Source organism: Polynucleobacter arcticus (assembly GCF_013307205.1).
Classification (GTDB): Bacteria; Pseudomonadota; Gammaproteobacteria; order Burkholderiales; family Burkholderiaceae; genus Polynucleobacter; species Polynucleobacter arcticus.
Map to the genome: position 1 here is coordinate 546,647 of NZ_CP028940.1, position 24,488 is coordinate 571,134.

18 protein-coding genes are annotated in these 24,488 nt (G+C 42.6%); 1 reads left to right on the forward strand and 17 read right to left on the reverse strand.

Annotation, left to right across the window (positions count from 1 at the left end; genetic code table 11):
- Positions 1–79 precede the first annotated feature (79 nt).
- The 15 genes from DN92_RS02875 to DN92_RS02945 form a co-directional block, all read right to left on the reverse strand.
- Complete coding sequence (locus DN92_RS02875; protein ID WP_173959835.1) at positions 80–862, reverse strand: bestrophin-like domain; 783 nt, start codon at positions 860–862, stop codon at positions 80–82.
- Positions 863–912: 50 nt separating this feature from the next.
- Positions 913–1,464, reverse strand: a complete 552-nt coding sequence (locus tag DN92_RS02880; RefSeq protein WP_173959836.1) for an HD domain-containing protein — start codon at positions 1,462–1,464, stop codon at positions 913–915.
- Positions 1,465–1,525: 61 nt separating this feature from the next.
- The gene (locus DN92_RS02885; protein ID WP_173959837.1) at positions 1,526–1,915 is read right to left on the reverse strand and encodes a hypothetical protein; all 390 of its coding nucleotides are present in this window, start codon (positions 1,913–1,915) and stop codon (positions 1,526–1,528) included.
- Positions 1,916–1,941: 26 nt separating this feature from the next.
- Positions 1,942–3,630, reverse strand: coding sequence for a thiamine pyrophosphate-dependent enzyme (locus DN92_RS02890; protein WP_173959838.1), 1,689 nt, complete (start codon positions 3,628–3,630; stop codon positions 1,942–1,944).
- A 67-nt stretch (positions 3,631–3,697) separates the two neighbouring features.
- Complete coding sequence (locus DN92_RS02895) at positions 3,698–4,567, reverse strand: sterol desaturase family protein (RefSeq protein ID WP_173959839.1); 870 nt, start codon at positions 4,565–4,567, stop codon at positions 3,698–3,700.
- A 71-nt stretch (positions 4,568–4,638) separates the two neighbouring features.
- A complete protein-coding gene (locus DN92_RS02900) occupies positions 4,639–5,067 on the reverse strand; it encodes a DUF2147 domain-containing protein (RefSeq protein WP_173959840.1) in 429 nt (142 codons plus the stop codon).
- A 239-nt stretch (positions 5,068–5,306) separates the two neighbouring features.
- Positions 5,307–5,411, reverse strand: coding sequence for a LuxR C-terminal-related transcriptional regulator (locus tag DN92_RS10725; RefSeq protein ID WP_173959841.1), 105 nt, complete (start codon positions 5,409–5,411; stop codon positions 5,307–5,309).
- Between the two features lie 5 nt (positions 5,412–5,416).
- Positions 5,417–6,151, reverse strand: coding sequence for a hypothetical protein (locus tag DN92_RS02910; RefSeq protein ID WP_173959842.1), 735 nt, complete (start codon positions 6,149–6,151; stop codon positions 5,417–5,419).
- Between the two features lie 115 nt (positions 6,152–6,266).
- Positions 6,267–6,953 carry a CDP-diacylglycerol diphosphatase gene (locus DN92_RS02915; protein ID WP_173959843.1) on the reverse strand — a complete coding sequence of 229 codons (687 nt, stop codon included), beginning with the start codon at positions 6,951–6,953 and terminating at the stop codon, positions 6,267–6,269.
- 130 nt (positions 6,954–7,083) lie between these two features.
- On the reverse strand, positions 7,084–7,878 hold the full coding sequence (locus DN92_RS02920) for a hypothetical protein (RefSeq protein ID WP_173959844.1): 795 nt from the start codon (positions 7,876–7,878) through the stop codon (positions 7,084–7,086).
- A gap of 95 nt (positions 7,879–7,973) precedes the next feature.
- Positions 7,974–9,173, reverse strand: a complete 1,200-nt coding sequence (locus DN92_RS02925; RefSeq protein ID WP_217426040.1) for a hypothetical protein — start codon at positions 9,171–9,173, stop codon at positions 7,974–7,976.
- Positions 9,174–9,716: 543 nt separating this feature from the next.
- Positions 9,717–10,217, reverse strand: coding sequence for an NYN domain-containing protein (locus tag DN92_RS02930; protein WP_217426041.1), 501 nt, complete (start codon positions 10,215–10,217; stop codon positions 9,717–9,719).
- Between the two features lie 544 nt (positions 10,218–10,761).
- Entirely contained in the window at positions 10,762–13,356 is a 2,595-nt protein-coding gene (locus DN92_RS02935) for a peptide transporter (RefSeq protein ID WP_173959846.1), read from the reverse strand.
- Between the two features lie 55 nt (positions 13,357–13,411).
- On the reverse strand, positions 13,412–19,534 hold the full coding sequence (locus DN92_RS02940; protein ID WP_173959847.1) for an ESPR-type extended signal peptide-containing protein: 6,123 nt from the start codon (positions 19,532–19,534) through the stop codon (positions 13,412–13,414).
- A gap of 19 nt (positions 19,535–19,553) precedes the next feature.
- The gene (locus tag DN92_RS02945) at positions 19,554–21,269 is read right to left on the reverse strand and encodes a ShlB/FhaC/HecB family hemolysin secretion/activation protein (protein ID WP_173959848.1); all 1,716 of its coding nucleotides are present in this window, start codon (positions 21,267–21,269) and stop codon (positions 19,554–19,556) included.
- 456 nt (positions 21,270–21,725) lie between these two features.
- Between DN92_RS02945 and DN92_RS02950 the strand changes: the two genes are divergently transcribed.
- On the forward strand, positions 21,726–22,301 hold the full coding sequence (locus DN92_RS02950) for a hypothetical protein (RefSeq protein WP_173959849.1): 576 nt from the start codon (positions 21,726–21,728) through the stop codon (positions 22,299–22,301).
- A gap of 203 nt (positions 22,302–22,504) precedes the next feature.
- On the opposite strand, the gene DN92_RS02955 is transcribed toward DN92_RS02950, so the two are convergent.
- Both DN92_RS02955 and DN92_RS02960 read right to left on the reverse strand, forming a co-directional pair.
- Positions 22,505–23,716 carry a glycosyltransferase family 87 protein gene (locus DN92_RS02955; protein WP_254598365.1) on the reverse strand — a complete coding sequence of 404 codons (1,212 nt, stop codon included), beginning with the start codon at positions 23,714–23,716 and terminating at the stop codon, positions 22,505–22,507.
- 5 nt (positions 23,717–23,721) lie between these two features.
- A complete protein-coding gene (locus DN92_RS02960; RefSeq protein ID WP_173959851.1) occupies positions 23,722–24,477 on the reverse strand; it encodes a glycosyltransferase family 2 protein in 756 nt (251 codons plus the stop codon).
- Between the last annotated feature and the right edge of the window lie 11 nt (positions 24,478–24,488).

Consider the following 24,488-nt stretch of genomic DNA (forward strand, 5'->3'; position numbering starts at 1 on the left):
CCATGTTGCTGCAATGATTTACTATAGAAAAACTCTCTTTGGTAGTGGACCTAAATTGACAGCAGTTCAAGGAGAAGTATCAAATATTCGCCGGCTGTACTAAATCGCTCTTCCATAGCTCCAGGATTTTATTGAACTCGACCGGTTGAATAGCATTTGAACCAGAGAATGGCGTGTTGTAGCTTAAGATGAGAAAGAAAATTAATCCTAGTGAAGTAGCCAGCAATGAGATCATCAATATATGATGACGCCGTTGAGGCATTGCATATAGAGACTGATAAAAAATATAAACAAATGCACCCAAGCATAAAGTCAAAAGCATTGAATAATCTAAGTCTGCTTTAGAACTAGTAATACGCTCTAAACGCAGCTTGTAGTATTCGGATATTAATCTTAACTCTTCTTGCTGGGCAATTAACTCGGTGTTATTCATCGGAATGTGTCGCAGCATAAGTAATTGGAATTGATGAAAATCAGCAAAATATTGATCATCAAATTGACTTTGGGCCATCAGCGGCCACTCTTTTGCAATGACATTCTGAACATAGCCCGTTAAGAGTTTGGTGCTTTTCTCCTGAAGTGGAGGCTGAAATGCATCTAAGGTCCTATAAATGGTAGTGAGGGTTGTAGCCTCCTGCACGACAATTGAATTAATACGATTGTAATTTTGCCAGGTCGAAACAGTGATGAAAGCTAAGGTCAGTCCAAAGATGGTGCCTATCGCAAATGAAAAAATAGTTGCATGGCTAGTATCATCGATTGTTAAAAATGAAAGATATTTTTGAACTACAAAAAATATGATGAGTGAACCGGCAAGAAAAGTTGCAAGAACAAGTAAAAGAGTTAATAGTATTGTTAGCATAGATGTTTAGAGTGCTAACTGAATATAACTCATATGTCATGCAGCACTATTTATGGAGCAACCCATTGTTTTGTGAGGACCCTTCTCACCATTGGATCAAAGGTAGATAGAGGTTCACTTTTGTAATTGGGATCAAAAGAGATTTCATCGTACTTGGCACAAAACTCTACGGTTTGCTCATAGGCAGGATCAGATTTGTATTGATCACGTGCATTAGGGTCAAGGCCAATTTTGTCACCGTAAAAATATGTCTGGAATAAACCATGCTGAACCAACATCCAGTAGTTATTTCTTGAGATAAAAGGATGCAAAATTGAGGCAATTACCTCCCCATGATTAAAGGGTCCTAATGGTTCAGTAATATCGTGGAATAGTGCCACGACAATATACTCTTCGTCTTTACCGTCACGCAAGGCTCTAGTAGCGGTCTGCAAACAGTGCTCTTTCCTAGTGATATTGTAGGCAGTATCTTTAGAAAGATTCTCCAGAAGTGCGAAGAGCTGATCTGGCAAAACAGCTAATGTATGTTCATGCACTTTTTTCAGCTTTTCGAAATCAGCAACCGTTCCTTGATCCATGCTGGTGAAATGCATTTTATCCATTAGAGGCCTTTAAAAATAAATGGAAGAGCTTTGTTACTTTGCGTACATCAAGATTAGTATTTTATGCTTGCCTTGTAATGTCATGACAATCTGCAACTGGTCCAGCCGACTTATCATAACGATCGGTGGTTGTAGAAGCAAAACAGACTGACATCTCATTTGGACCGCTCATCTTAAAGGTATAAATACCATCTTTATCCGCCATTGTGCCACTCATCAGATCGCGACTAAATGAGCCAACGATCTGGACTGTATGGCCCTCAATAGTAAATGTCCCAGCGAATGCTCGATTTGACTGCTTATCAAATTGATACGTTACCGTTAAGCCAAGAAATCGAACTTCACCTTTCTCGCCATTAGGATAGTGGCTTCCGCCCCCGATAACTGCGTCATTTGTCTTCCCTATCCATGTGCCAATGACATTGGGAGCTTGTTTGTTTGAATCAGACATGGTCATTACCCTTGAAATTAAAGAAACTACACTCTGGCATTTGCCTTTGATACATGACTTCCCCATTCCGCTAACTCTTTAGAACAGTCATCACGTAACAGTGGACACTCAATTAAAACAGGGCCTCCCTCATGCTTGATAGCTTGGTTAATCGCGGCAGTCAGATCACCTGCTGTCCGTACCTTAATTCCAAGACCCTTACCATCATTCGCATTAAAGACATTGATTAAGCCCGCATAATCCCAATTTTTAATCTGGTTATAAGGGCCGTCATGCAGCTCTACCTCAATGGTATATCCACCATTGTTCATCAGAAAAATAATCGGGTTGACTTGATAGCGAATCATTGTTGATAGCTCTTGTGCCGTCATCTGAAAAGAGCCATCGCCTATCAACGTAATGACTCTCCTGTCAGGCTTGCTTGCTAAGGCTACACCCAAGGTTGCCCCAGCGGACCAACCAATGGAACCATATTGCATTTGTACGTGATAGCTTGCACCTTTAGGTAAATGTATTTTTTGGCCATTAAACCAAGAATCACCGGTATCCACCAATAGGCTCGTCTCCGAGTTAATCATGCCCTGTATTTGCCTTTTTAACTCTCGCAAGTTCAAGACATCGGCTGTTGCTGCAATAGCCACTGGAGCAATGGGTTCTTGATAACGCTGAAACTCCAACATTGAGGCATCTTTTTTAGATACTTTTACTGCTAACGCCTCTAAAAATTCAGCCATATAAACCTGAGAAAAGACACCCTCAGGCATGCTGACTTGGTCAATCCCAATATTAATTGCACTGTCCATCTTATAGAGCGCCGTCCATCCAGTGGTTGTGTAATCCGTTTGTTGCACCCCAATCAACACCTGGCAATCGCTTGACTCAATGATTTCTGAGCAATTAGGACTGCTGACCTCAGACCAGTATGTTCCGATGAAATGAGGGTGATCTTCTGAAAAAATTCCCTTAGCATCTGGGGTGGTGGCTACGGCACAATCCATCGCATTCGCTAAGCCCAAGCTTGCATTACCTGCCTGAGCAGGTCGTACTTTGACCCCGACGACCAATGCTGGCTTAACAGCAGCATTGATACGCTGTACAGCAGCATCTACCGCAGCAGCTAAGGCGCCTGGATCGCTTTTAGCAGCAGGGATTGGGAACAGCATTGAAGTAGGCGCCGGAATTTTAAGTCCAGTGAGGTTGCAAGCTATTTCTAAATAAACTGGCTTTTTCTTAGTCAAACAAGTGACAATTGCTTCATCGATCATTCTGGCCGCATCATCTAGATGGCGAATATTAAAAACAGCCGCTACTACAGTGGCAAAGCACCGCTCAGCTTGATAGAGATCTAGTTCCCCAATCGTATGATGAATTCTGTGATGGTCTTGCTGATCGTTTGAGTTAGGACCACCTGATACGGCTAACAAAGAAAGATCATCCCCATAAGCTCCTGCCACAGCATTGATCAAACTAAGACCGCCAACGGTGTAAGTCACAACTGCCGCAGAAAATCCGGCAGTCCGTGCATAGCCATCAGCGGCATATCCCGCATTGAGTTCATTACAACAACTAATCATTCGAAGACCAGGTGTCGCTATTAGTTGATCTAGCAAGACCAAGGTAAAGTCGCCCGGAACGGTAAAGAAATATTTTAGTCCAGCCTCGACCAGACGCTGACCAAGATATGAGCCAACTGTGACCTGCTTCACATCATTCATCTTCAGATGCTTTCAATATTTTTTAAAATAATTTTTATTTATCACTCAGATTTTTGAAGCCTCATTACTAAGGCGGTCCAAAAAGAATATTGATACGTGACTTCCAGTTTGAAGTATTAACGAGGCCTTTGGCTATGTTCCGGAATTGTCCTAAAGCAATATCGAACACGTTAGAGGGTCTTGGCAGCGCGGGAGTTAGTCCAAATTGGGGTTTATTATCGGCAAGCTCAACTTGATATGTGCCAAAGATATGATCCCAAATCATCAAAATTCCACCGTAATTCTTATTGATATAAATATCATTAGTGCCATGATGCACTCGGTGATTTGACGGCGTGTCAAAGACATAATCAAGCCATCCTAAGCGTGGGACCAATTCTGTATGGACAGCAAACTGATAGGCTAAAGATGCGCTTACCATTCCATATACCCATTCAGGTGTAAAGCCTAACCATACGATTGGTAAATAGAATAGAAAAACACCCGATATCACCGGAAACCAAGTCAATCTAATAGATGCTAAAACAATCATTCTTTGGGCGGAATGATGAACCGCGTGAGAGGCCCACAGTAAATTTACAGAATGACTAGCCCTATGCATCACATAATAGGCAAAATCACATAGTACAAATAGAAGTACTCCCATATACCAATGATTCATATCTACTGTTAATGTAAATAATCGATAGTGATATACGGTGTAAGCAAAAAATCCAAAGATGATTCCATGAACTGCAGCGCCAGCAAGCAAGTGACCTAACATCAGCGCCAAACTAACACGAGCCTCTTCCCAAGGGTATGCCTTTTTTTGAGTTCGATAAGCAATGACTTCAATGAGCATTGCGAAAATGATCAATGCAAAAGCCGCCCTGCCTGCTGCATAACCTTCTTGAAAAATTAACTTATACCAATGCTCTGTACTTAAAAACCATTCCATCCTATACACCCTTTAAGAAAGCAAGTTCATTTCGCAAGCAATTTTTCAATATTGCTTGCGAACAAAAAAAATTATTTTCTAGAGATTTCGTGACAGTCTGCAACAGGGCCTGCATTCTTATTGGCAGGATCGATAGTGGTAGTTGTAAAGCAGAGGGCAATCTTATTAGGATCAACCATCTTAAATGACGTTGTTCCTTGCTTAGTCGCAATTGCACCGCTTGAGAGATCTCCAGACAAAGAGCCAACAAATGTAATGCTGTTGCCTTTAATGGTAGCAGCACCTGAAAAAGTTCGACCCTCTTGCTTATCAACTTTATAGCTAATTTTTTCTTTTAGAAAGCGAATTTGGCCTGGACTACCGCCCGGATAAATACGACCCTCACCAATCGTGGCGTCATTGGTTTCACCATTCCAAGTGCCAACTAAATTAGGGGTCTGCTGTGCAAATGCACTCATTGAAAAGCCTAAGGCGAGTAAGAGGGTTGCGGTTTTTTTCATTTTGAATTTAGTTTCATTCACTTACAGATTAAAAACAAAGGACAGATAATTTCAGATGCAAATCATCAGTAGTTTTCTGCTATCAAAAATCTCTATCCAGCGAGCTAAAAATGACTTTTCAGATTAGAAAAACTCACTAATGACAAGATTATGCATGAGCGGGTTATTTTGTGATACCCGTCGATCGGAGGGGGCTTCAGAACAATGAAGCGTCAGTCGGTAATGGCGAGCTCAAGGGCCTAGAAATTAGTGGACAGCGCAATCAACTCTACCAGAGAGCGTAATCGCAATTTATACATAACCTCGGATTTGTATTCTTTTACAGTTGATAGTGAGATACCCAAAGCTTCTATTGGCGTTGATAGCTATTGAACAAATTATCTTGCAAGACATAAGCTGCTCCCTTGGCCACCAAATTTAAATCTTCAGCCAGTAACCTGGTTCGATAAGACCAGCCTTTTGGCAATTGGAGTTGTTTCTCTAGCATTGGCAAATCCGCCATTGATAGCTTGGGGTTCACAATTTGTGCATACGATTGCATGACATACTGCTCACCAGAGGGTGATATGAGCTCATAGACTGGTGAGCCAGCTTTGTATATCCAGGTTGTATTGCGATGAACAATAGTGGCTTGATAAGTAGGGTTTCCCCATAATAATTGCAATTGCTTAAATAGCCCAACTTCAATAGTGGCACGCAAGTTCATCTCAATACCGCCAAAACTTGCTCGCTCGTGATTAACTGTATTTCCAGTGGCTTGTACGCCATCGATCATCCAATATCGTGGTCCATTGAGGCGGACAAATGACGCCTTGTACGCATCCGAAATCGTTTGGTTCGTGATTAACTTCCATGCATCCTCTGGACAGTCATTGAGCCCTTGAGTACTAAATACCTTGACTACTAAAGTCAAAAAAGAGCGATCACCATAAAGGACCTCACAATAGCGCTTATTACGAAGATTGCTAACGCTAACCACATTACTAATGAACTTCTCTTCGACAGTACTTGAAGTAGCTGCATACACAGATAAGCTAGCAAAAAACGCTAGGGCAGTGAGAAATAAATACATTTTATGGGTCATTGGGCCGCCCTGTCACCAGACTAATGAGGGCCATCTTGTAAGACCCCCGCGTAAGTCAGCGGAGCCTATGCAAGAGTGAAACTGAATGCAATATCGGGGCGCAATCAGATCCAAGCTATTTACAGCTCCAAATAAGAAACTCCTTCTCCGGACTCTCGGGAGTGACCAAAATCATATATTGGCCAGGAGCAGATTGGGTAACTAAAACACCGTAAACTTTTAAGTTACTTTTAGAGGCAATCCGATCAGCCACACCCCAAACATTAGTAAGATCATCAACATAGGCGTGGGAGTATTGACTAAATTTTGCTGCAGCATTTTCATCCAATCTGGCCAAATGAATATGTAATTGATTTTGACTGCGGTAGGTTTTAGGATTCGCAGCGAGGGCAATAGAACCAGTTTTAATTTGGTCTTTGGCGGCCTTCCAGGCAAAAACCCATATTTCTTCTCGTCGCTTAGGATCTTCAACGCCAGTGATTGGAACTCTTGGCATAGCCAGCCCATGTATAAAGCCTTTCGGGCATCCACACATCTTAGCTTCCCTAATCGCCACAAACTGTGAATTCTCAGACCAAACATCTATGGTTTTGTTACATACATTTGCACCATCACAATATGCATCCATTCGAGGAGATACACAATCACCGCAATAATTTTTCACCTTTGAATCAACGCATTTGGTGGCAACGTTTAATAAGACATCGCTTGAAGCCATATCAATCGCGTTACTTTTACCAATCAATACAAATATAAAAATTGAGAGAATAGCAAAAAGTTTAAGTCCCTTAATAATATTCATTGGCTTCTCTTGTACGGAATCTAGATTTTAAAAAGATGATAATTACGGAGATCGAAAATTGACTGATCTCAATTCAAAAACCAGTATTTCAATGAAGTGTATTACTGCCAAATCCGTCAGCATGGACAAGTCATTGAACTAATTTTTGAAATCTGAGAAGCTCACGATTAAAAATATCAAAGTCCATAAGCAAATTTGGAAACTCGAGACAGAAAATGATATACATGAGAAATAATAAAAGCGACAGATATAGGGTTGTTAGCAACCAATCCTCATGTTTCTTCACTGCCATTGAATATCCGCATAACATCGAACTGACTACTAGTTGAGCGTATAGGAATCTTTCTAAGAGAAATGAAGGGTGATTCTTTGCACGTAATTGGTGTTGAAAAAAAGCATCCATTAATTGCTGCAATCGACCCCCGAGGATCAACTTAGCCGGCTCAAGGTTGTTTGCTGGCGCCCTCGTAATACTTTGAATTATGAACTCATGAAATTTTTCAAGTTGCTGCTCCTCATAATCGATATGACGATCAAGGTCATCAACCGTATGTACATCTTTATAAACATCGAGGCGAGCAGTGACAATGTCATTAAGATATTTTTTTGCAGTAATTTGGTCATCCGCATTGAGGTACTTAGTCGCGTCATACATACGATTCAGACTGAGAGCCTCACTTCTAATGCTTTCAGTACGATCGTTAAAGTGATTAATTGATGTAATAAACGTAAACCCTAGTATTAGGGCAGTTAAACTGTAAATGGCTTTTTCTAATGCATCTTCTACAGTGACCTCTTTTTCCTTAAGGAGTCGATGCCTCCCATAGGCCCACCCAATAAATAAAAAAAGGAGGATGGATATTGCGAATATGAGAAAACCATAGCGAACTATCTGAACATGGTTGTCTAAAAAATAAGTTCCCATAGAATTTTTAAGCTTTAAGGTTCATAGAGTTAATAGATAGGCTATTTAAGTAACACGGATGGTGATGCAGGAATGCTACCTGGAGCTTTCTGAAGTCACATCAACTGAGATAGCAATTTGATTGATAAAGACGAATACCCATTGTCTGTACTTGGAATGCTGTAAATACCACTGTCTAAACCCTCAATAGTTGCAAACGGTTTAGGTGTGGGCTTATCCTTATCCACAATTAATAAGGCATATTGATTTAATTTACCCTGGTTGCTGTTGAAGGAAGTTGCTGTTGGGGGCAAAGTAACTAGATAGGGTTTATCTGCAAGCTGAGCCCTTACAACTTGTCCAAGATACTCAAAAACATTATTAGTCGAACGAATGCGGACTATTAATGTGGGTTGCTGTTTTTTTGTAGCGCTAGTCTTCTGCAAACTTTCTTCGCTATCGTCTTCGCAGTACAGAGTTTCACCATACTTTTTTACTGGCAGGTAATTCGCATAGGCATTTGATTTGATGCAAGCCTTATATTTATTTGAAATCTGAATAGGTTGATACAGGAGATTTTGAGGATCGCCCACCTGCTTAAGTGTAATGTTTGAATCTTTAAACATTGCAAAAGCTTTATCGCCAAATCTTAGAGTGACCTTATCAATGGTCAACGGAGCACCCAATTTTTCTGATGTATCAATCAGCTCAGCAGTAAAGCCCTCATTGATGAGCTTATAGAGGTATTGCTGAAACTGAGGATGGTCTGGCCGCAATGGGTTGTTGACTAATACGGTAGATTTCCCATTGGGCTGAAAAATTTCAATCTCATCAATGACTAAACTCAAAATCACTTCTTTTGGTATGTGATTATGGGAGAAATACTTTACAGTCTCTTTTGGAAGCTCATTGAGATAGTTTTTCCAAAACACCGCATTATCCAGTGAAGATTGCGTGAAATTAAACGTATTATTTAATGTGAGCGAAGTGGTAGCAGTAGCATATGAAAGCCCTCCTTGAATGACGTTGTAGGCAGCGTTATAAGGTATCGCTCCACCTGAAAAAAACCCGCCGACAGAAGGCGTTACACCAATTGAACCAGAGCCATTAATGGTTGGCATATCTAAAAAGCTAACTGGTCTATTTTCTGATGCGCGCAATATGTTTTGAAAAATCATATTGATTTGGTACTGCTCCAAAGAATTGGCGTATTTTGCAGACATTTGCCCAAAGTCTGGAGTGAGTGTAGATGTGCATCCACCCAACAAAAAGCCAGCCATACTCAGTGTGAGGTATTTGCGAATATTCAAAGACACTTGCATATTAATTTGTTCTAATTTACGCAGGAAAGAAAAGTGAAGTAACCACCAGCAGACTAGTTAATGCTTTTATATTTTTCATAATCATACTTTTAAATAGATGTAATTAAGCTAGTTGCATTAACGGATTCGCTTTAAAGCGTTTCAGTAACATATCATAAAAGATGATGGCGTCACTACTATTGCTTTTATAAGCATATCAACTAATTGTAAATTTTAATGGGTCTTGGCTGATCGCAATGGGCTCTGATGGCCTTCAGCGGTCATTTAATAGATGGGTTCCTGCGAGATTTTTTGTACTAAATTAAGTCTGTCGGCGTTTAAACAGCTCTTTTAATCCGTTGGTCGCGAGTTCGAATCTCGCCCGACCCACCAGTTATACGAAGGGATCACAGAAATGTGGTCCCTTTTCTTTTGGGCAAATGGAATATATTGGTATCCACTTGGAGCAATTGGCCATTTATTAGACCGCAATCAGTGGATATGTGAGGCTAGGCGCCCCAATGTAAGACACTTAAAAATAAGCGGGAGAGTGAATTTTTACCAGCTCTTTGGCTTAGTAATCTCAGTGTTTGGTATAGCATCCGGCAAAAGACTTTGCTCTAAGGCCCACCGCCGAATTGGAATGAAAAAATTAGCATACTTCTTTAGCTGCCATGAGGGCTTACGCTTAGGTGCGCCAGGAGTTACGAGGCCAATCACTTTCTTATGTTGCTCTTTCACTAACTGCAAAGCCGTCGCTAAGTCAGAGTCATTTGAAACGATTACAGCGCAGTCATAAGCATTAGCCCAAGCATCATTTAAGACATGCAAGGCCAAGTTAACATCAGAACCTTTTTCTTCGGTCTTAAAAATTTCAATTTTATTTGGTGGCGGATTAGCATTCTCAGAAAATACCTTATAACGCAAGAAATGCCCGAAATGAGTTTCAACTTCGGGGCAATATACTTCCAACGCTCGAAAGTAAGTATCTTGACGAATATTGACTTGTGGGTCACGCTCTGTTGGCTGCACCCGTGCCGTAAAGTATTTGATCTTCACTAGCTCATTTTCTTCACCCAAGACCGCCTTGAAGAGCTTCGTTAAATTCAGCCACTTATAATGACTATCTTTTAATTGCCCATATTAGAAATTGAAACCATCAATATAGACAATCGTTCTTAATTTAGATTTGGCCACTCAAAATCCTCTTTAGAAAAAGCAAGGGCCTCCGAAGAGGCCCTGCACCTGACAGTCGAAACCATCAGGGTAGTAGTCATTAAACGATAGTGCTAATTAGCGTCCAAAACAATACCCCTTAGGGTTTTTAATCATTGATACAACGGTATCTATAGATCCAATTAATCGCACGCTTCTTTTAGGCGCTAGCTATGCACTGATTTACATAGGGTTTTGAAGACCCACAACTTCTTTTAATCCACTGGTCGCGAGTTCGAAAACGTAGTTTCGTCGAAGCAAATCTTGCCTGACCCTCTATCATTATTAAGCCTCGCTTCTGCGGGGCTTTTTCTTAATTAGAACCATATAAAAACTTTACTTAGATGATGAGGCTATTTGAGTAATATAGCCTTCTGCAAAAACTCCACTAATTTGCTTTTAGCAGAGTCTTGGATACTTCATCAAGAATACGGTCATACGCCACCCTCTCCTCACCTATATATAGCGATCTCTCATTTAAACAAAGGTTCGCGCCACCGATAGAACCTCTGGCTTGTGACGCAATATATTCAGGAATTAGCTTTTGGGGATCTTTGTATATATTAAGAATAGCTGCAAAATTTAATATATTCAGCCCATGGATAATATTTGACTCTGGAATATTCAGATCTCTTAAGAGGTCGCCAGCTAAAGCCGTCCTATCAACTGATTCCGCAGAGCTTATAGCCTCATAAGTACCATCAAGATATCGATCAAGCATTGAGCCTCGACGATTAAAGAACATAAAAGCATTATTTAGACCATGCTGTGCGGGCTTATTTTCCTCAAAATATAGCTCATAAGAAAATCCATAGTCAGATGTTAGGTCTAAATCGATATTTTTTGAATTGATAATAAGAATATCAATATCTGCCCAAATAACTACCTCGTAATTGCTCAGCTCTTGCTTCATCCATTCGAGTCTGCAAATATCTGCAACCGTGCATAGATTGTTATTATTATTTAGTACCTTTTTTCTAGCCCAATCAGGTGCAAAATCAAAGAGCTCATCGCCAATAAATTTGTAATCAAATCCTCTAGACTGACTAAATTTCTTCACGCTGTCTTGGCATCGCGCAATCCAAGACGGCACATCATGTTGCCGAAAAGACTGAAGTACGATGGCTGAAGGCTTCTGTTTTTTCTTGTTAAGATTCTCTAATAGTAAGTCGCCAAAAATCTCAGGCCTGCCTTTAAAGAAGATATCTACCTTATCTGGCCCGGAGAGCTTTTGACTTAATGCTACCCGCTCCTCATGATTCTCTGCTAAGCGGACTACCGCATTAATATATTCATCTGTATTTTTAGTGATGAGCCAGTCAGGTAACCCCAGTCTCTCAAATAAACCTTGATCAATATGTTCATGAACCTCGGGGCCTGTTTTGCATACCCCCACTAAACCTGCACATACGGTATCGATGATGCCATTCGTATTGCCGAATGGAAAAGGATTAATAAACAGATCACATTGACGAATGACCGCCATGTAATCGGCATAAGATTGGTGCGGGTAAACGGTTACCTTATCCCCCAAAAACATTCGAATAACACGCTGCACATTGGGATAAACCAAACCTTGTGCTTGCCCCACTAAAAAATGAAAATGCACCGGTACTTGAGACTTTTCCATAATCTGTTTACAAGCTTGCAAAAAGCCTGGGTTGAGTTTCATAGTGGTTGAACAAACCACTATTTGAACTACCTCAGGGTTTTGACGCAATTGTTTGGGGACTGGTAAATCCTTGGCAGATGCTGAAGGACGGTAAGGCATACCATCGTTAGGCAACCTTAATAACTTCTCACTAAAACAGGCTTCGTCACCAACATAGTCCTCTTCTACAACTACATAATCAATCGCATGGCCATGGGTTGTGGCAGGATGGCCCAGCGCCATCAACTGCAAAGGCGCTACCCGTAAATTGGCTAGCCACATTGTTAGTGGAAACATGCCAACGCTAGGCATATAACACACTAGCGCTTTGCTATTTTTGGCCTGCTCTTGAATCTGACGTAACTGATCAATCATGCTAGTATTTTGAATCGGAATGAACTCATCAAATACTTGCTTAGTAATCTCATCTAGGCAATTTTCATAGCCCATAGCAATCACATGAAAATGACGACGCGCACTTTCCATCGTGCGTGAATGCGTGCGATAAATGGAATGCGAGCTACCAAACCACTCTAATACCACTAGCATCACCGGCTTTTCACCATTGGGGGCATCCAGAATAATGGGCTCTGAAAACCCTGAATCAAGTAAACCATTTTGTGCCAATTTTCTGCAAATTAAGGCATTGATTGGTTTTTTAATATCGTGCTTGTCTGCGCGATCGGCATAACTACAATGCATATAGAGATCATGGAGTACTCCTAGAGGTAGCTGCTCTATATCATCCAATTGATCTAATCTGCTAGCTAACCAAGGGAGGATTTCTTCTCGCTTGCTATGGGCAATTGGTGAACCTAAGAACCGTGGGGAGATCAATACCAAACTCAAACCTGCGGCCAATACTTTATCGGCTTCCCAGAGCGCATTGAGCTCTAAGTGAACCTCAGAATCCGGCGTAAACAATAAACAAAATTTTAGTAAATTCTCTTTCGCTATTTCTAAGCTCTTTAGGTCAGTATTACCCTGATTAATATCCAGAGTTCTAATCACATGATCAGCCGTATGAAAAGGTGTGGCAGCGAATAAAGCAGCTAACCAACGATGCAAACTCAAAACACTTCTTTGCCACTGCTCTGTAATAAACAGATTCTTATTGGCTAGCAAACATGAGGCAGCAGAGGCAATCCGAGTATAGGTATATTGCTCGGCCTCTTGCTGTGATAGTGCTTGCAAGGGTTGGGCCTCGAATTGTGCTCCTACTCCACCAAAATTTTTGTCGAGCTCTTCCAATAAAGACATGAGCTCGCGCATGCCCATTTCTAGATCGCCACTATAGGCATAAGACTCAAATTTTTCTAATGAAAATGGCAAAATTAGAATTTCCAGTTATTCACTGACTCAATTGGCTGACTAGTTAGTAAATCAGCTAATCAGCCAAGGCAACGATGGACACGGCAGGAATAGCGACATCCCCACCAGGACTTACTGTCGCAGTTACGGATCCTGATCCAGCAGATGCACTCTTTTGATCTTCCTTAGCTGATGATCCTGAGCTCCCTTGTGATGAAGCAGAAGCGGAAGATGGAGCACTACTAGGTGCTGAATCTGCTTTAGATAGGGTGCTACCACTTCCTGACCCTGAGTTACTTAAGCCTTGCAATATAAAACCTGAAGAACTGCTGGCTGCGACAACAGTCTGCGCGTTTGGATTTGAAGCAATCTCTGCAGTGGTAGTCAAAGTACTACCACCCGCTAAAGTGTAGTTGGCTGTATCTGTCAGCGTATTGGCTAAATTGACAGTCTGTTGCCCAGGAAGTGGGCTAGCAAATACGCCTGTGGTATCCACCCCAGCAGGGCCAAACGTACTATTGGGGGCCAAGCTGCCATTTGCAGCTGTGGCATTACCTAACTGGGCTACTCCAGAACTGTTGCCAGTTATCGTAGCACTTGTAGTACCGTCATAAGGCTTATTGCTAACAGTTCCTGGGTTACTTAAAAAGACATTGGCTTTGGCAATGGTGGCGCTAGAGCTGACATTACCAATCGAATAGCCATCGACCACCCATGATGAGTTGGTATTCGTAATAGCTAGGGCGCTACTATTGACTGTTTGCGACCCTGCACTCGCATTGGTAAAGAAGATGCCACTAGCGCGATAAATATCGCCATCTACCGTACTAACTACAGCAGAAGCATTAGTAGTAGTGTCATAGACTTTATTATTGACTGTGACAGTCTGAATAGGAGCCTCTCTGTAATAGTAGTTTTGCGTACCATTGACTGGGTTCACATTTGCCGCACTCGCGTTGTAGGTCTTGTAGTAGACACCCGTGCTGTTAGCTCCAGTGATATTGGCCTGGTAAGCAGCAGTATTGGGATTGCCAGAGAAAATGGTGAGGGTGCCGTTATTGCTCAGATTGATACTGCCCCCAAGATTGACATTGCCGCCGCTAGTATTGCCTGCAGCTGAGGCAGTGCCGGCTCGTAATTGGAGGTTGTTTGCAAGATTGATATTGGCTGATTGGTTGAGGTTACCCACAAGAGTGCTGATATTGAAGCTACCGCTTGTTTGGGTGATATTGCCCTGCAATAGAACCCCATCAGAAGCGTTGCTAGAGCCCGTAATGTTCAGACTGCCGTTAGCTTGAGTGAGATTGCCATAATTACCTACTTGATAAACTCCGTAACTCATATTGCTTGCTCCAGCAATATTCATACTGCCATTGTTTTGAGTCAGATTACCGTTGGAGTAAGTACCAAAGTAGGTATTACTTGTGCCGCTGATATTTAGACTGCCATTGTTTTGAGTAAGCGTGTACACGTTATCAAAATGGGCTCCGATGAAAGTATTGCTTATGCCGCTAATATTTAAGTTACCGTTGTTTTGGATAATACGACCACCCGCTAGATAAAATCCAGTACCCGAAACGCAACCATTACTTGAATTACTTACACCCGCAATATTGATAGAGCCGTTATTTTGAGTCAGCGTACCAATAATTTCTGCACCGCGGTATGCTTCACTCACGCCACTAATATTTAAGCTACCGTTATTTTGGGTGACGCTACCTGTTTGATAGTAACCATAGCCATTTGAGCCATTGCCATTAGTACCATTACTAAAACCGGCAATATTGATCGTGCCGTTGTTTTGGGTGAGGTTACCCGTGGTATCAGCGACTAAGCTGACGTTGTTAGTAGTGTTCGTAGTAACCGTGTTAGAGACAGTACTGGTTGAGCTATTGGACACAGCTGTAGTTGGCGTTGCTAAAACAGAGTTCAACCCCCCTACTTGCACACCTGCTCCGGTATTGCTACTGCCGCTGATATTAAGGGCGCTACCAGCAAAAGTTACATTACCTAAATAAGCACCAATACCTGAAGTACTGGTGCCCGCCAAAGAAGCGCCACTTCCACTACCGGCAACGATGAGGTTAAGATAAGGACCAATCTGAGTACTACTATTAGCAGTGGTGTTGCTACTACCAGCAGTAGTGTTTACAGCAGAAGTATTGGTATTTGTCGTTTGAGTAACGCCGCCAAGTTGCACGCCTTGTCCTGCAGTGCTAGTGCCATTGAGATTTAATGAACCAGTGCCAGCATTATTGAGCGTGACATTGCCACCGGCTAAATAGACACCAGCACCACTAGCAGAGCTTCCGGCAAAGGTGACATTACCAGCGCCTAAGAGATTGAGCGCAGTAGCGATACTTTGATTAGTGGTTGTAGTGGTAGTGTTAGCTCCTGTGGTGACAACACGAGTGGTATTGGTTTGTGAGCCAGAGAGTCTTACTCCCGATCCCTGTGAGCTAGAGATGCTGCCGTTAAGCACTAAAGTGCCAGCCGTAATATCGAGATTACTTAGTCCTACTACTTCAATTCCTGTGCCATTAACAGAATTGCCATTAATCGACAGATTATTACCGTTAGCAACGGTCAGATTAAAGACTGGAAAGGCGGTAGTATTGAGCGTTGAGCTACCGTTGGAATAAATGGTGGTCGTGTCATAGGTACTAGCGTTTGTGGAATTTACTGCAGTTGTGACATTAGTCCAGGAACTAGTTGTGGTGTTATAGGTATTATTAGTACCTAGTGCAGTTTGTTTCCCAAGAGAAATGCCGGAACTGTAATTACTACCTCCAGTGATGTTGAGAGTGCCGTTGGTTTGCCTCAGGTTGCCTTCAAATTTAAAGCCAGTGCTGGTATTGCCACTTCCAGTGATGTTGAGAGTACCGTTTGTTTGGCTCAGGTTTCCATTTAGCGTAATGCCTGGTTTCGCAGCCGTGCCGTTACCAGCAATATTTAAGCTACCGTTATTTTGGATCACATTAGCCAAATTTAAGCCACCACCACCGCTGCCAACAATATTCATACTACCGTTGTTTTGAATTATCGTAGTTATAGCAAGATTGCCGCCATCATGGGAAACACTCTTAGTCTGACCAATCAAACTGATACTGCCATTGTTTTGGGTGATATTGGAGTCATAAAAATTAAAACCAATACCCGAGGTAATTGAGGTTCCATTTAGGAAAATACTGCCCCCATTTTGGGTGAGGTTCATTGTTTCTGAACCAATACCATTACCGGTACTACTAACACCAGTCACATTAATGTAGCCATTGGTTTGAGTGATGTTGCCTCTCAGATCTACGGCAGTGCCAACATTATTACTGGTGATATTTATATTGCCATTAGTTTGAGTGTTGTTGCCGCCCGTCTTCACAGTACCATTGGAACTGTTGATATTGATGGTGCCATTGATTTGGTTCAAATTACTAAGATGTACTCCGTTACCCATGCTAGTAAAATTAGTAGTGCCGCCTTTTTGCGTAAAGGTGCTCGTGCTACTCAAAGAAAAACCTACATAAGACTGAGACTGACCATTGAAACTCATACTGCCACCGTTTTGGGTGATATTGGTTATATGTGAATTAAAACCTATACCTGTTTTGTTTGCGGTCGCATTTAGGAAAAAACTGCCGCCATCTTGGGTGAGGTTCATTGTTTCTGAAGAAATACCATTACTGTTACTACTAACACCAGTCACATTAATGTAGCCATTAGTTTGGGTCAATTTGCCAGATAGCGAAACACCAGTACTGGTGTTACTGGTGCCAATATTGTTAAGAGCGCCATTGATTTGCGTAATGTTGCCTTGTAATCTCAATCCAATACCGCTATTACTAATACCAGTGATATTGATACTGCCGTTGTTTTGCGTGAGGTTGTTACCCAGAAGAACACCGCCGCCAGTTGTGGTGCCCGTACTATTTCCCAGTAGGTTCAAACTACCATTGTTTTGAACTAAGAAACCACTGCGATAATCCACCCCATTGCCAGTGCTATTAAAGTTAGTACCGGTGATATTTAAGGTGCCAGCGTTATGAGTGACATTACCAATTAAGTAGACACCACTACCTGTGCCATTAGTATTGGCTCCAGTAATATTGAGGACACCATTATTTTGCGTGAGGTTACCGCTGTGATAAACCCCGTGAGAGCTGCTATTGCCTGATCCAGTAATACTGATCTGATCATTGCCATTGAAAAAGACATCACCTGTGATGTTCACACCATTGATGTTTCGTACGCTGCCATTACCACTTAAGGTTGCTGTGCCACCATTTAAGCTCACATTGGTATTGTTAATAATGAGCGTGCCATTGGCTGCGGTGGCATTTAATCCTAATTTACCAGTGCCGGTTGCGCAAACATTGACTCCGCTAAAAGTTAAAGTTTGATTAGCAAATAAGGTCAGTGTGGAATTACTTGGATTAGTGACAACTAAATCAGCCGCTACTGTTAAATTACCGCCTGCAGTGCCACTACTGGCTGTGGTGACGGTGACATTTGTGCCGGTCGCTAGGGCATTGGTAATGGAGGTATTAAGCACATTACCCGTAGTATTGGTACCGGCTCCACTCCACACGTTGCTAGCGTTCGTGACGTTGGCACTCGCTACTGCATTAATCGTAATATCGGTTGGGTCTATTAACCACTCACCATTTTTACCTTGACTAGATCCTTTAACGTTGCCCAGCATCGTGAGCGTTTGGCCAGAAGTCTCTACAAAACCACCATCGCCTGCAGTGCTACCAATCAAGATATTAGTATTGCTGCCAATATAGGTTTGCTTTGCCAGTTCTACTGGCATGAGAGAGCCGACTTTACCGAGTTGATCACCACCAATGATCACTGCCCCACCCCCATGGGTGCCACTCGCATCAATCGTCGAGTTCCCTAAGAGAGCCACGCGGTTGCCTGATAGGATGGTCGTGCCGCCTTTGCTATCTGTATTGCTGACACTACCTACACTACTAAAGTTGTTTGCAGATACATCGATGATCGAATCTTCTACCGCTACTTGACTGGGTTTGTGAGCACTATTACCCGCTAGGATGACTGTGCCACCCTTGCTGCTGTTGCTGCTGTTGCTGCTGTTGCTATTACTTCCACTAGCTAGCAGTTTGGAGTTCGCTAGCGCAATCTCTTGTGCAGATACGGTGATATTGCCCGCTGGAGCTCCTTGACGTGAAACATCAACTGTAGCGGTATCTAGATTGACTTTACCGTTGGCGCCCGCATCAATACCAACAGCGCCACCTTGGGCGCTCACGACGCCGGATAAGTTAATGACAGAATTAAGTAAGCTATTAGTCGCATTGGCATTGAGAACAATCTTGCCATCTTGCGCCTGAATAACGCCATTACTGGCGATCGAGAGATTGTTGGTATTGTGGTTGACCGTAAACTGCACTAACTGACCATTACTTAAACTTAAAGTGGCTTGATCACCAGCAGTGAGCATCACTTGGCCACCAGGGGCGTTGATCGATCCTGTGTTGCGAATCTGGTCAGCCGCTAGCACCACAAATCCCGAGCTGGCATTGAGTGAGCCTGCATTACTAATGAGGCCTGTGGCGTTTGCGCTGGTGTTTGCACCAAATTGCAGATTACCCCCAGCCATAAACGTATTAGGAGCAATATCTCTCGTACTGGCTAATAAAGCGCCCACATTAACCATCGAGCCATTACCAAACACAATGCCTTGGGGGTTGACGATAAATACCTGGCCGTTAGCGGTAAGGGTTCCTAAAATTTGACTAGAGCCCCCGGTAATGCCCACTACCCGGTTGAGTACTTGCGAGCTACTAGAGGGCTGGATAAACTGCACCGTATTGCCAGCACCGACATTAAAAGTATTCCAGTTAATGACCGCTTTAGAAGTAGTCTGGGTGATCTCCATTTTATTGGCATTGGGCTGCGCAATCGATGCAGCGCCACCAACTACTTGTCCACCGGTGGGTAAGTTTTGGGTTTGGGCTTGAGTTTGGGTGGATACCAATTGCAGGGCGGAGCCCAGCAACAAGCAAGCACTCAAACTAATGGCTTTAATCGGAAAGAGTGTGAATACGCAATCGATCGCCACCACTTGTGGTGCCGTGGCCGGAGTCGAGCCTTTGACATGGCCGACCACGATCTCCGAGACGGCAACTAACATGCCACGGGCTTTACTAAAGATCAGGCGATAGGCTTTTTTGTTCATGTGTCAGAGGTCTTCCTGATTAAAAGCGTACTTGGGCTACAAACCAAAATTGAGAATTACCATTGCCATAGGTACCGGCAGGGCTCATGGGCAATCGCTTAGCCCAAGAAGCGCTTAAGGAGTATTTATTAAAGTAGTTCCAATCTAGGCCAATGCCCGCATCGGAAGCCACGATGTGATTAGTGAGATTGAGGTTGGAATAACCCGTAGCAGCTTGCCAGCCAATATCGGGTCCATGGGTTACCCAGCCATTGAGGTAATCGGCAAAGATCACGGGCACAAACTGACCATACTCGGTGTTAAATGCTTTGCGTAACTCTAAAGAGCTGATCGTGCCTTGGTTAATCGAGCCTTGCTCTACGCTATAGGCACGCAATCCTGAATAGCCACCAATCATCATGCGCTCATAGGCATCAAGATTGGTATTGGCTGCTTGACCGCGGATATTAATAACAGAGTAGATTGAATGCGCATCACTGAGGATGATTTTGCCCACCCCCTGAAAGGCGAGCTTGGTATAGCCACCAACCGCCTCATAATAGGGTGAAGACAGGCTATTGGCATCATCCATCACCTGCCCTACTGTCAATGCAGAACGAAAGAACCAAGTATTTTGACCTAAGAGAATGGAGCGATCCCCTGAGTTGCCATCTACAGTGAGTTGTCCAGATTGCAGTGTTTTATTAGCCGTACTCACGCCACCTGTTTCTGAACTCGTTGCTACTACAACCGCGTTCAGTCCCGCTGTCCAGTTTTGATCTAAACCCCTTAGCAATGGGTAGGCAACACCAAGGCTCAATGCATTACCAAAGCCGCTCGTATTGTTGTAACTGGGTAAAGAAAACTGACTACGGGAGACTGAGCCTTGCCAGCGCAAGCCATTGGCCGCTAGTGGGCCGCTCAGATCGATTGCGCCTGAGACCGAGCCTTGATTAGAAACGTTCAGATTGATCCCCAGCACATCACCTACCCCAAGCAAATTATTAGCGCTTAATGAGGTAGCTAAGCGGTATTGACCGGTAGAGCTAAAGCCCTGATTATCCGCCCCAACAGCGCCTTTAATTTGCGCCTCTTTGGATAATGTAGTGACGGTCAATTGCGTTTGGCCTACTGGCATACCCTGAGAGCTAAACTCTAAACCACCGGTCTGCAGTCCCACGGTGTCATAGAGTAATTGGGTCATGCGCTCAAAATTGGTTTTAGTTAAAACGCAATCATTGCCAACACCATTGGGGCAGAGATTTTGATCAACGACTACTTGCACCCAGTCGCTATTGACCGCAGAAGTGTTTTTAACAACGATTTGCCCAATCTTGCCCAAAAAGATACTCAAGCGCAGATCACCTGTTTGATAAAAAGCGGCGCGATCTGCTGCGCTCACTACCACTTGACCAATGAGATAGCCTTGATCACGCAAGGCTTTAGTTAACTGCGCTTCTTGCTCGGTGATTTGCGCGTTTGCAAGCTGTTGACCGAGCAAGCTCGCTTGCGCCTTCTCCATCATTGCGTTCACTTGGGGATCAATACTGTTATCCCAGCTGACTGCCTTGACTACCCTAGCATCTTGACTTGGGTTTGGGGATTTGGCGGGGGTGGTTGAGGCAAGGACTGCGGGAGCCTGAGATACTCCTACCGTGCCAGAGCCTTGGGCACTGACGAGCGTAGTAGTGCCCATACCCAGGCAAGCAAGGGCAATACTGGACACCATCCGAACGTGCAAGGTATAAGTCTTCATCTGCAAGAACTTTTGAGGTTTATTTAAAAGGTGCATGTGCTGATCGACAGCAGCCAATATCAGCCAATATCAAACCATATTATTGAAAAGATATTAGGTCTTTCCTACCCCACGAATGGGGGGTAGGGGTAAATATCTTTGAACTCTAGAGGTAATAGAGGAGACGAATAAGCCTAAACAGCCATAAATTGGCATGTAGAGGCTATTAAAATCACTTATTACCAGCAACAATCCCACCAAACCTTGACGTAACTCGCCTTAGTTAATGGGATTGGGCATTGAATTCATAATAAATAGTCGTGGGCAAACTTGAGAGGCTTGGTTATAAATATATAGGCATTCTGCCTAGTCAACGCAGATAAAGATATTGTCTGGACGCAAGTGACTTAATTTAGTTGATGCATAGTTTATCGTAGGTCGAATAGAGTATTGCCTTAGATAAGTGAAAGAAAAAAGATGGATGATCACTTGAGAAAAAAACTGATGGGACTTCGCATCATCAGAATTGTTCTTATTACGTTTACCTTGCTTCAATTTTTTCTATTTCTGAATGCCTTGAGTTTGATCTGCGCACTGCTGTTTACTCCAATACTCATCATCTTTTTTAATTATCTAACCCATGTCTGTCTTAGCCCCAACAGTGAACTCAACGCTAGAGTTGGGAGAGCTATTACAAAATATGACAATACATCCGTCTTCTATGTGACAAATCCTGAAGATGGGAAAAACTACCTACTAGACAAAGAAAAAGTTTTTTCCATACCTTTCAGTCCAGCTATTTTCTTTCAACCTTTTTCTTTAGATTGGGCTTACCAGAAATTTGTTATCACGCCTCAGGGGAGTATCTATTCTATAAATTACTCTCAGGCAAATGAAATCGACTTAGATGCGCTGATTCTTCCTAAATTGGAATCACCTTCACCAGTTCAGAGACAGGGTTTTTATGTGCGGTATGGCATACCGGACCACCTCTTAAAACAAGCCCAAGAAGAGCTTAATGCGAGAGTATTAAATAAGTTCAAATCTCGATAGCATCAAGACAACAAGGCCCAAATGTAAGAGCATGAAAGGATCAAAGGCCAACTAGTTTGACAGGGCAGATTGTATTTCGCCTATCTAGATTAGTTGAAATGCCTCCAGGGGTTTTCAATCTCCCATGTTTAGGGGGTTCACATGCGCTAACCATAAACAACTCGTCAATACTAGCGCAAGCATTGAATTGCTTCGGACACTATTTAGCAATCATTTTGTTGATTGATCATGGCTCGTCGTAAAAAAGTAAATACGGCTACTAATATAACGATTGGGCCAATTTGAAAAGACGTAGCAGATGCTAGTACCACCATCAGAATAGGAAGCATCCATAGCAAGGCCAGCATGCGCCTTTCTGAAGGTAACCAGCCATACTTCATACCTTGAGTCGCAATAAGGGCAATCGGTAATGCCAAAAGAGTTAGGTCATAGTCCATGATGTAGGGACTTACAAGGAGCGAAGCAAACACTAAAATGGACTGTCGCATTGGCCAAGAAGCATTACTTCGCCAAACTTTCCAGACAATCAAAATCAACAAAATCACGATCGCAATATGAGCACCATAAGCAAGGCTTAAGGGGGCCCCTAATAGACTCATAAATGCAAAAACTGAAGGGGAGTAGTTCCAATGAAATTGAGCTGTTTCTAAAATTTGACGAGCTAAATAGAGGCTACTGAACCACCCCTCCCATAGCTCCGGGCCAAAGAAATATACTGAAGCACCAACGAAAAAAAGGCCTGTAGCTAAGGCGCTAAAGAGGGTTTGCCATGCGCCTATAGCCAACAATGCTACTGGCCACATCATGGCTAAATGAGGCTTGATACACAATGCGCCAATAAAAGCACCAGATAAACGTGGGTATTTTGGTAGCAGTAATAAGGCCCCCCCAAACAAAGCGGTAATCAGAAAACCGTTTTGAGCAAGACGAAAATTCATCCAGACACCTGGAAACGCCACTAAAACAAGCACCATGACATTGTCTGAAAAGTTTTTTTTAATAACATATACATAGGCTGTAAATGTCGCTATTAAATACACAATGCAGGCAGTTGCAAAAGGCAATAGACTGGCAGACCACATCATAAGAAGGTAAGTGGGAGGGTATAGCCAAACAAACCGCACGGGGATGTTTTGGGGATCAACAAGAGCGCTATTCACTTCGAGGCGATATGGATCTAAGCTCCAAAAAATTGAATTTAAGACACTTGGATCATAAACATCTGCAGCACGTCCATGAGTTACTAAATACGATGCGGACCAAAGAGTTCTAAAGTCAGCAAATACAATAAGACCGTTAGGATCGACGAAATCCGATCGACTTAAAATAAGGCAAGTTAATATGATAAAAAGAAATATGAATCCCAAGCTAAATGCTATTACACGGGAACGATTTAACCAATCTTTTATCAACATAAAAATCAATTTAATATAGAGATTTTTTCAAACAACTTAGTACTGATTAATCCCATTTTGTTCAGGCGAAATGAAATAGCTGTACTCAATACTCCTAAGCCGTAAATAACACTGCGATAGAAATTAATAGACGAAGCTTCTTCAAAGTATTTAGTAGGGCAAGAAATTTCGCCAATACGATAATTGGCATATATAGCCTGAGCTAGCATTTGATTATCAAATATAAAGTCATTCGAGCAACGATCTATTGGCAAGGCCTCCAGTAAATCTCTCGTCCATGCCCTATATCCAGTATGGAATTCAGATAATTTACTTCCAATCAGTAAATTTTCAAATGCAGTAAGGATCCGATTGGAAATATATTTGTATACAGGCATTCCACCGATCAAAGCGCCCCCTCCCAAAATTCGGGATCCCAATACAGCGTCATAGTGACCAGACCCAATCATTGCAACCATGGCCGTAATTAATTTAGGGGAATATTGATAGTCGGGATGAAGCATCACCACTATATCTGCACCACGATTTAATGCCTGCTGATAGCAAGTTTTCTGATTGGCTCCGTAGCCCAAATTTTCTGAGTGTTTAAGGGCGCAAATATTCAATTCAGTAGCAACAGCAATGGTTGCGTCAGAACTACCATCATCAGTTAATATAATTTCATCTACTATGTCAAAAGGAATTTCTGAGTAGGTTTGCCTTAAGGTTTTTTCTGCGTTGAACGCAGGCATCACTACTACCACTCTTTTAGCGTTGAGCATTGGCAACTCCG